The sequence below is a fragment of the Faecalicatena contorta genome (assembly GCF_021531895.1).
Classification (GTDB): domain Bacteria; phylum Bacillota; class Clostridia; order Lachnospirales; family Lachnospiraceae; genus JAFBIX01.
Map to the genome: position 1 here is coordinate 1 of NZ_JAFBIX010000047.1, position 9089 is coordinate 9089.

Consider the following 9089-nt stretch of genomic DNA (forward strand, 5'->3'; position numbering starts at 1 on the left):
ACGAAAGTAGTAAGACCCCTTGAAGACGACGAGGTAGATAGGGCAGAGGTGGAAGTACAGTAATGTATGGAGCTGACTGCTACTAATCGGTCGAGGGCATGACCAAGCAAGGTGATAGGTAATGGATAAATATTTCTTATATGCAGTTTTGAAGGTACATACCTTTAATTAAATATTCCTCGATAGCTCAATGGTAGAGCACACGGCTGTTAACCGTGGGGTTGTTGGTTCGAGCCCAACTCGGGGAGTTAAAACCTGTAGACTTCTTAGTTTACAGGTTTTCTTATGCGTATATGTTTATTTAGAAGAGGTGTACAATGTTTAAGAAGAGTAAAAACAGTCAATTCTTTGGAAGTATGGGATTAATTGGAGCAACAATTATATGGGGATTTTCATTTGTAGTAGTCAAAGATTCAACTGCCAGTATTCCAGTCCCTTATCTTGTTGCATTTCGGTACATATTAGCATCAGCTGGAATGTTACTGTTGTTTTCATTTAAATTAAAAGAACTGACTTTTAAAGTAATAAAACAAGGAGCTGTTTTGGGACTTTTCTTATGTATAGGTCAATTTTTCCAGACATTGGGATGTAAATATACAACTGCAGGAAAGAATGCTTTTATTACGACAGCATATGTAATTCTCGTACCATTTTTATGTTGGATAATGGAGAAAAAGAAACCAGGAAGTATTCAAGTTATTTCTGCAGTAATTGCAATTATAGGCATTGGACTTCTATCTTTAAATGGAAATATGCATATCCAATCAGGTGATTTTTTGACGATGATCTGCGGAATTATGCTTGGATTTCACATTATCTATATAGATCGCTATACCAGGGAGACAGATCCTGTTCTGTTGACTATGATCCAATTTATGTTTGCGGCCATATATATATGGACAATTATTGGAGTTACACGTATGCCATTTCCAACACAGGTACTTCATCCAGAACTTTTTACTAAGATTATGTATATAGGACTGGCAAGTACAATGATGGGATTTTTATTACAGATTGTATGTCAGCAATATACGAATCCAAGTGTTGCGGCAGTAATTTTATCTATGGAATCTGTATTTGGAATGCTGTTCTCTGTGATAATCTTGCATGAAAAATTTACGATAAAAATATTAATTGGCTGTGTATGTATGTTAATAGCTGTACTGTTATCTGAATTAAAGGGTACGCAAGAAGAAATAAGTGTATGATATTAATTTAATGTCTCTATACAAGAAATTTGCCTAAAATATCTCTTCGCTTTTTTGATAATAATTACCAAAATTACGTTTCTGAGAAGAATTTTTGCTTACGAAAAGAAGATTAAAATGATAAAATATATTGTGAAAAAGGCTCAGACAGGTAATTTACATGATAAGGATTGTTTCATTCAAATTCACTGAATGCAGCAATCCTATTATATTAAAAAAGAGGAGGAATATTATGAAAAGAGTGAAAGCGGCATGTATCACGCAGACATTACATTTCTTTCAGAAGGATGATATTGAAAGAAATTATGCGACAAAAATGGTGGAAGAGGAAGTAAGAAAGTACAAAGCAGGGTTAGACAAAACGGGAACAAAATACAGAATATTATCTGAAGAGACATTGGAAGATGGCTCCGTAATGATTGAAATTAAAAAACAGTATAATACTTCTTCTGTCGGAACTTATCTGGATAAATAAAAAATGGGCAAGGTCAGTTAAGATCTTGCCCTTAATTATATTATTGGCTCCTTTTTATTCATTATATCCGTTAGGATTCTGGGACTGCCAACGCCAGGTATCTTCACACATTTCATCAAGTCCACGTTCTGCTTTCCAGCCAAGGATTTTCAACGCTTTTGAAGGATCTGCATAACACATAGCGATATCACCGGCTCTGCGAGGCTTGATCTCATATGGGATTTCTTTTCCACATGCTTTGGAGAAAGCCTTTACCATATCTAACACAGAGTAACCAACTCCTGTGCCAAGATTAATGATATCGAGACCTGGATTTGTTAGAATGTAGTCAATAGCTTTTACATGTCCAATAGCCAGATCAACAACATGAATATAATCGCGCACGCCAGTTCCGTCCGGAGTATCGTAGTCATTTCCAAATACACCTAATTTCTCGAGCTTTCCAACAGCGACCTGAGAAATATATGGCATTAAGTTATTTGGGATACCTTTTGGATCTTCGCCGATTCTTCCACTTTTATGAGCTCCGACTGGATTGAAGTATCGAAGCAGGATTACGTTCCATTCTGGATCAGATTTCTGCAGGTCTGTCATAATCTGCTCCATCATAGATTTGGTCCAGCCATAAGGATTCGTACATTGTCCTTTAGGACAATCTTCTGTAATAGGCATTACTTCCGGGTTGCCATATACAGTAGCAGAAGAACTGAAAACGATTCTTTTTACATTGGCACTGCGCATAGCATTCATAAGTGTCAATGTTCCAGTGATATTATTCTGGTAATATTCCAAAGGCTTGCGAACAGATTCGCCGACAGCTTTCAGGGCTGCACAATGAATAACAGCATCGATAGATTCCTTCTGGAATAATGTCTCAAGAGCTGCGTGATCACAGACATCACCTTCGTAAAATGTTACTTTTTTACCGGTAAGTTCTTCTACCCTTTTTAAAGATTCTTGAGAAGAATTACAGAGATTGTCATATACAGTAACTTCGTATCCCTGGTTCAAAAGTTCTACGGCAGTGTGACTCCCGATATAGCCCGCTCCACCGGTGATTAATATATTTGCCATAATAGTTCCTCCTCCTATTGATTTTATGTAAATATCTATTTTATAATTATTATGATATTGAAGAAAATTGTCAATAGCAATAAATATAGTGGATAAAAATATAAGAATATTGAGATGCTAAAAAGTGTGATGATGCATATGAAATTAACATAGAAAATAATATAAGAAAATCAGAAAAAAACACAAAAAAGTGTTGCAAATTATCGTGGTATATGGTATTATAAATTTCGGTCACCACGGAAGACGTGTTGACATAGATTATGGCTCCGTGGTCAAGCGGTTAAGACATCGCCCTTTCACGGCGGTAACACGGGTTCGATTCCCGTCGGAGTCATTTCGCCGATGTGGCTCAATTGGCAGAGCAGCTGATTTGTAATCAGCAGGTTATCGGTTCGAGTCCGATCATCGGCTTAGTTCCTAACAGGGACTTACTGATTTTGGACCTTTAGCTCAGTTGGTTAGAGCAATCGGCTCATAACCGATCGGTCCTGGGTTCGAGTCCCCGAAGGTCCATTTAATATCGACTTGTAAGTTCGTATGAATCCTCACTAACAGCGCCGATATGTATTGCACGTAAGTGACCATAGTACGGTCACTAAGTGCTCATAATGAGGCCCAGTGGCTCAGTTGGTTAGAGCGCCGCCCTGTCACGGCGGAGGTCGAGAGTTCGAGTCTCTTCTGGGTCGTTCGTATCGCAAGATACGACGTAATAATTTCATATGGGATCATAGCTCAGCTGGGAGAGCATCTGCCTTACAAGCAGAGGGTCATAGGTTCGAGCCCTATTGGTCCCACTTTACAACATGTAATGTGTTGTGAAAATGCCGCAGTGGCGGAACTGGCAGACGCACAGGACTTAAAATCCTGCGGGACTTATACTCCCGTACCGGTTCGATTCCGGTCTGCGGCATTTAATAAAAGCTTAATCTTCAAGGGCACTGAAAAACTCCCATTTTTTGTGGGAGTTTTTCTTTATCTACTATATTAAAAAAACTGAATACAGATTTTGATAAAAAACGCAGGAATAGTACCGTATTTACCCTGCGAAACATGTCGCTAACCGCGTTATTCTTTTGGCATTTACGACAAACGCCGTAAAATACATTTGTACCCGCATGGCAAACAGCCCAGTCGAATCTGCTCTTCGCAGACCATGGGCTTCTTTCAGTTCGCCATTCTTTTCTTCGATTCGATGACGGATCTTTAATCGTTCCTTAAATTCATCACTTGCTTCAAATTCAAGACGTTCACGATTTTTTTCACTTACTTGAGTCACACAATAGCTTTGTGTCTTTCCGTTCCCGACCCGGCACTTATCCTTCAAAGGACATTTTTTACATTTCCGTTTGCTAAATACGTAATTATGATATTGATTACCGTTTTTGGCTTCACGTTTTTCAACACGCATTGCTAATTCGCCTGCAGAACACTGTAGTTTTCCAGCATCTTTATTGAAGGAGAACCCTTCCTCCAGTTCTGCTGCTGCGGCAGCTGCAACTGCGGTATTTGTCCTTGCAATTAATGTGATTTCTTCTCCACATATCTCTAAGTTTTCTTCACTTGCATATGCCATATCACCTATGATTTCGGTCACTTCGATTCCACTTTTTTGGCACTCTCAATTAGATTTGGAAGTTCCTGACCATCTGGTGCTCCGCCATCTGTTACACTGATTCCGGCAATCAGCCGTTCTTCAGTTATGGCCAGATGGTTTTTATATCCATAAAAAGTACTGGTTGGTGTTTTATGTCCAAAACGTGCATCTTCATCGTCTTTTGAACGGATATCACGAATCTTCTCTGTTTCCAGTAGTTCCTTTATTTTTTCGTAAAGTTTCTGAATCTTTTTGCTCTCAATAGCGAAAATATCTTCTTTTAAAGCAGATAATAGCTCGTGAGTATATGAAATCTCTTCTTCCAGGCTGGATTCCAAAGAAGGTTTCTCAGGAATTTTTTTGGATAGTTCAAATGCATTTTTATAAATTTCTTTCCGTAACTGCTTACTCAAATCACGTAAAATCTGTGTCGGTGACTTTGCGCGGACAGATGCATTCGTGTGTGTAGCATCAACGATGATGGTTCCTGATTTAATCAGTCCTTTATCTAATGCCTGTTGTATGGTTTCCTTCAACATTTCCTCTAGGATATCTTCTGTAATCCGTGTCTTGCGGAATTTTGTCAGGAGACTGGGGTCGACCATGCGGGCTTCCGGTTCCATATCTAAAAAATATTTATAAGACATGTCGGTCTGGGCACTGTTAATTAGCCGTTCGTCTGACAAATCATATAATTTTGTAACTATTCAGAACCACCCTTATTCAAAGATGAAATCAGGATAACCTGAGATTGCATTTCGGATTGTTTCGTAAGCATTGTATCCCTGCTTATGTGCCGTACCAACGTAGGACATGATTTTTAGATAATCTCTGGCCCCTTCCTCAGTTCGGAAGCATCCGGATACTTTGGTTTTCACCTTTATCATCCGCAGATCTCGTTCCGCCTGGTTGTTATCAAACGGGACATTGAAGTTATGGATAAAAAGGCAGACTGAGGCCTTGTAATTCGCAAGGCGTTCTACCAACGCAAGGATTTTTCCTTTTTTCTTCCGTCCACGTTTTTTCTCCGTGGTTTCGGAAAGTGGATTTTCCTTCCGAGCCTGTTCGATAAGTTCATCATACTTCTTATCGAACTTATGATAGTGATAATAGCTCAGAGAGTGCTTGCCTTTCTCTACAGCTTTATCTTTGACCTTTTTCATTTCCATTAAAAGGTCTATAAATGCAGATGCCCACTTCTGATCAGGATGATTTTCATCAATCCCCGTTAATTCACGGAGAAGATGGGCACAGCAGATAGCATGCTGAATATCCGGATAATTCCAGTAGGAAGCCCAGCAGTCATGCATGGCAATCCCTTTGAATTCCGGGAGAACACCGCATTGCTCCATGCCTGCGGTTCCACGTTTGGGACTGATATCAAGATAGGTGTATTCACAGTTTGAGGCATCATGAACCCACCAGAGTTTTTTATCCACTCTGGTTCCGGTTTCATCGAAATGTCCAAGCGCGGAACCGATCATCTTATCCTTGATCTTACCTACTGTTTCACTTAGACTGTCAGCGCATCTTTTTACCATGCTGCTGATCGTTCCTGTTGCAATCGGAATGTTAAATACTCCGGAAAGAATCTCATGGGTGCGTTTGATGCTGACTGCACCTACGGTATTTAGTGCAACAGCTAATGCCTGAAGGTTTTCACCATACTGTACGGTTGCTTTTACGTCAGAAGGGAAATCACCTCTGCGGGTATCTCTATACAGCATACAGATTAGAAGTTCCAATGCCTGATGCTCCGTTACATTGACTGTAACAACCGCATCAATAACATGGCGTTTCTCTGCGATACATGCAGTGCCTTTGCATATCTGATAATGCTGGCATCCTTCACATGCGGAGGGCATATGTTTGATTATTTCATCCGGAGCTGTTATTACCGCTAAATGTGTCCCCTGATGTCCGTCCTGTCCACCGACCTTTTTGCCAGATGGTTTGCGGAGGCTCTTAGGAGCAGGTTTTTTATAGCCATCACTGGAAGGTGGTTTGGAACTGTTTTTGGAGTTCTTATTAAGCTGTCCCTTTAGTTCCTGTATGGTCTGATTTAACTCAGCAATAGTTGCAGTGAGCATTTCATTCTGCTTGAGTAATGAAGCATTCTGTTCAAGCAATTGCTGAACCATTTCAAGTGTAACATTTACTGGCATTCAGACCACCTTCTTCCGTTAAAATTGATACTTCTATTTTAACGGAAAATGGCCAAAAAAGCGAATCGTGTCGTTTTGATATACTGTCAAAATGACGGTGGATAAACAGTAAAAATCAAAGGATAATTGCCGATAACGCCCAGATAAAATCCACAAATAGAACGTTATCTGGCTGTAATCGAGGATTTATGGTTTAGTAATCCACAGACAAAAAGCATTTGGCAGTTGTATTGAAAAGTTATCCACTTTTCGCAATAAAGCAATGGCAAAACAGAAATATTATTTTGGTTCTTCCGCATATTTACGTATAATGATGAAAAATTTGTGCAGAGTATACTATAATGATTGTAAATGTTTTTGATAAAGGATAATGGTGTTTATGGAATTAAATAATACTGCTCTGAATCTTCAGCAATTCTTTCCATCCGAGTTACAAATACAGGAAATTGAGACAACTTCTGATACAGTGTATATCTGGATGAAATCAAGAACACGAAGTATTACTTGTCCCAAATGTAATAAAGAATGCAAAACATATCATGCTGTACATAAGAGAAAGGTTCAAGACCTCCCTGTCTGGGGGAAAAGAACAATTCTTATGCTCAGTATCTATGAGTTTGAGTGTGAGAATCCAGAATGTAGCTGTGTAAGTACAACAGAGAACTTTAATGGTTTTCTTAACGGATATAGTCGCATGACGGAAAGGCTTGCTGATTTGGTAACACAACTGGCATTGGAAACGAGCTGTGAAGGAGCAGCAAGGATTTTAAACTCAATGAATATAGCAATCAGCGGAGACACTGTGATCCGCACATTGCTTAAGCGTTATGATAATCAGCCATTACCTTCCTGTGGGAGTTGTGTTGGAGTAGATGATTTTTCTTTTAAAAAGCGGCATAAATATGGAACTATTATTGTGGACGAGGAAACCCATGCTCCGGTTGCGGTATTAGAGGGACGTGATGAAAATACCTTAAAAGCCTGGCTGGAACAAAACAAGCATGTCACAACAATCACAAGAGACAGAGCAAGTGCTTATGCACGAGCAATTGAAGAAGTTCTTCCAGATGCAATGCAGATTGCCGATCGTTTTCATTTACACCAAAACCTGTTGGAGGCAGTTAATAAAATACTTGGGAGAGAAGTACCTGCAACGACTGCTATTCCTCATGCAAAGGAGACAATCATCCCAGAAAAAAGCGAACATCAAAAAAATCCCAGTTCCATAGGGCGTAAAAAAAACCACTGCCATTGTGGATAACCTAACTGCCAGGGAGGAGAAATGTTTATTATTAATCCAACAGATACAGGAAATGCATAAACAAGGACTGGGGATTGCTGAAATAGCAAGGAGAACCGGGAAAGACATTGGAACAGTGAAGAAATATCGTGAAGGTGAACCAATAATACTATGCCGTCATGGCAGAAGGGGAAAAAGTAAATTGGATCCGTTCAGAGACATTATAATAGAAAAACTTAAGGCAAAAATTCATCAGGCAGATATAATCAGGCATATCACTGAAAATGGATACACAGGTACAAAAACAAATGCACAAATTTACATAAGAAAACTATGTGAAGAATGTAACATACCTGCGTCAAAATATCGTTCCGGTGGGAACAGTCTTGGTACAAAACGTACTGGTTTTAAGAAAAGTATGGACGCTGACTATATAACACGTGCCGGGATTTTTAATCATATATGGATGGGAATCGAACTGACGGATATACATAAAAAATTTCTTTGGGATAAATATGATGTTTTATATGAAATCGGTGCCTGCGTATCTGAATTCCGAACAATATTTGGCAAGAAGAATATCTCCTTGTTGTATCTGTTTATAGAACGCTATAAAAAATCGACTATAAAGGAAATTGCTTCATTTGCTAAAGGATTAGAAAAAGATATTGAAGCAGTTGAAAATGCAGTTGCAAGTGATAAAAGTAATGGTTTTGTAGAAGGAACTAACAGTCGCTTAAAGATGGTCAAGCGCACCATGTATGGGCGCTGCGGAAGGCATTTGTTATCGGCAAAGTTGATGTATAGGAATGCTACTGGTACGTAAATATACGGAAGAACCATTATTTTCTCCGTTTTGACCAAAAATTAATGTGCCCTAAACGGGGTGCTGAATAGTTACATAATTTTTTCAAAAACAGCAGTTTAAACATCAGTTCCGGTTCTTTGGCAGGACGTCCAAAATTCTCACAGTATTGCTTACGAAGCATGGGATTTACAAAGCTGAAATCAATATTTTCTTTTATTCTGCGCAAAAGATGGTTCGCTGGAATAATCGCATCATAAAGTCCTTGATATGGTGATAAAGATAGTGTCATTTGTGAATGATCCTTCAGCATTTTTGAAATCCCCTTTCCTTTCTTCTATTATAACTTCTTCACAAAAAAAAGCCTAATTCTATTTTAAAGAATCAGACTTTTTCAGTGCCCTTTAAATATCAGCTTTTTCAGCATATTTCTTAACTGTCAACAAAGATATTTAAAAAAGAAAATATTATTTAGAGAAGGGATGACTTTGATAAAGATATTATTTTATTAAAAGTTTCAAGTGCCTT

8 protein-coding genes, 7 tRNA genes, 1 rRNA gene and 1 pseudogene are annotated in these 9089 nt (G+C 38.7%); 12 read left to right on the top strand and 5 right to left on the bottom strand.

Annotated elements, in window-relative coordinates:
• The 4 genes from JQM81_RS12880 to JQM81_RS12895 form a co-directional block, all read left to right on the top strand.
• Positions 1 to 106 (top strand): 23S ribosomal RNA (locus tag JQM81_RS12880); the annotation flags it as partial.
• A 70-nt stretch (positions 107 to 176) separates the two neighbouring features.
• A tRNA-Asn gene (locus JQM81_RS12885) sits at positions 177 to 248 on the top strand.
• Positions 249 to 317: 69 nt separating this feature from the next.
• On the top strand, positions 318 to 1208 hold the full coding sequence (locus JQM81_RS12890) for a DMT family transporter (protein ID WP_235234184.1): 891 nt from the start codon (positions 318 to 320) through the stop codon (positions 1206 to 1208).
• Between the two features lie 232 nt (positions 1209 to 1440).
• Entirely contained in the window at positions 1441 to 1683 is a 243-nt protein-coding gene (locus JQM81_RS12895) for a hypothetical protein (protein WP_235234185.1), read from the top strand.
• Between the two features lie 54 nt (positions 1684 to 1737).
• Here JQM81_RS12895 and galE read toward each other — a convergent pair whose 3' ends face one another.
• A complete protein-coding gene (gene galE, locus JQM81_RS12900; RefSeq protein ID WP_235234189.1) occupies positions 1738 to 2757 on the bottom strand; it encodes a UDP-glucose 4-epimerase GalE in 1020 nt (339 codons plus the stop codon).
• A gap of 262 nt (positions 2758 to 3019) precedes the next feature.
• On the opposite strand from galE, the gene JQM81_RS12905 reads away from it, so the two are divergent.
• The 6 genes from JQM81_RS12905 to JQM81_RS12930 all read left to right on the top strand — a co-directional run bounded on the left by JQM81_RS12905 (position 3020) and on the right by JQM81_RS12930 (position 3667).
• Positions 3020 to 3091 (top strand) — tRNA-Glu (locus tag JQM81_RS12905).
• 4 nt (positions 3092 to 3095) lie between these two features.
• Positions 3096 to 3168, top strand: a tRNA-Thr gene (locus JQM81_RS12910).
• A gap of 28 nt (positions 3169 to 3196) precedes the next feature.
• Positions 3197 to 3270: transfer RNA gene (locus JQM81_RS12915), tRNA-Ile, on the top strand.
• 99 nt (positions 3271 to 3369) lie between these two features.
• Positions 3370 to 3443 (top strand) — tRNA-Asp (locus tag JQM81_RS12920).
• 35 nt (positions 3444 to 3478) lie between these two features.
• Positions 3479 to 3551 (top strand) — tRNA-Val (locus tag JQM81_RS12925).
• Positions 3552 to 3580: 29 nt separating this feature from the next.
• Positions 3581 to 3667, top strand: a tRNA-Leu gene (locus JQM81_RS12930).
• A gap of 126 nt (positions 3668 to 3793) precedes the next feature.
• On the opposite strand, the gene JQM81_RS12935 is transcribed toward JQM81_RS12930, so the two are convergent.
• The 3 genes from JQM81_RS12935 to tnpC all read right to left on the bottom strand — a co-directional run bounded on the left by JQM81_RS12935 (position 3794) and on the right by tnpC (position 6516).
• Positions 3794 to 4351: a transposase gene (locus JQM81_RS12935; RefSeq protein ID WP_235234191.1), complete on the bottom strand. Its 558-nt coding sequence runs from the start codon at positions 4349 to 4351 to the stop codon at positions 3794 to 3796.
• Complete coding sequence (locus JQM81_RS12940) at positions 4348 to 4998, bottom strand: hypothetical protein (RefSeq protein ID WP_235234192.1); 651 nt, start codon at positions 4996 to 4998, stop codon at positions 4348 to 4350. The genes JQM81_RS12935 and JQM81_RS12940 overlap by 4 nt, the downstream gene beginning before the upstream one ends.
• A gap of 72 nt (positions 4999 to 5070) precedes the next feature.
• Positions 5071 to 6516 carry an IS66 family transposase gene (tnpC, locus tag JQM81_RS12945; protein ID WP_235234193.1) on the bottom strand — a complete coding sequence of 482 codons (1446 nt, stop codon included), beginning with the start codon at positions 6514 to 6516 and terminating at the stop codon, positions 5071 to 5073.
• A 379-nt stretch (positions 6517 to 6895) separates the two neighbouring features.
• Between tnpC and JQM81_RS12950 the strand changes: the two genes are divergently transcribed.
• Together JQM81_RS12950 and JQM81_RS12955 are read left to right on the top strand one after the other, a co-directional pair.
• A complete protein-coding gene (locus JQM81_RS12950) occupies positions 6896 to 7777 on the top strand; it encodes an ISL3 family transposase (protein ID WP_235234194.1) in 882 nt (293 codons plus the stop codon).
• Positions 7778 to 7829: 52 nt separating this feature from the next.
• Positions 7830 to 8582, top strand: coding sequence for a transposase (locus JQM81_RS12955; protein WP_235234195.1), 753 nt, complete (start codon positions 7830 to 7832; stop codon positions 8580 to 8582).
• A 64-nt stretch (positions 8583 to 8646) separates the two neighbouring features.
• Here the strand turns inward: JQM81_RS12955 and JQM81_RS12960 are convergent.
• Positions 8647 to 8874, bottom strand: a pseudogene (locus tag JQM81_RS12960) (IS1182 family transposase); the annotation flags it as partial.
• Positions 8875 to 9089 lie beyond the last annotated feature (215 nt).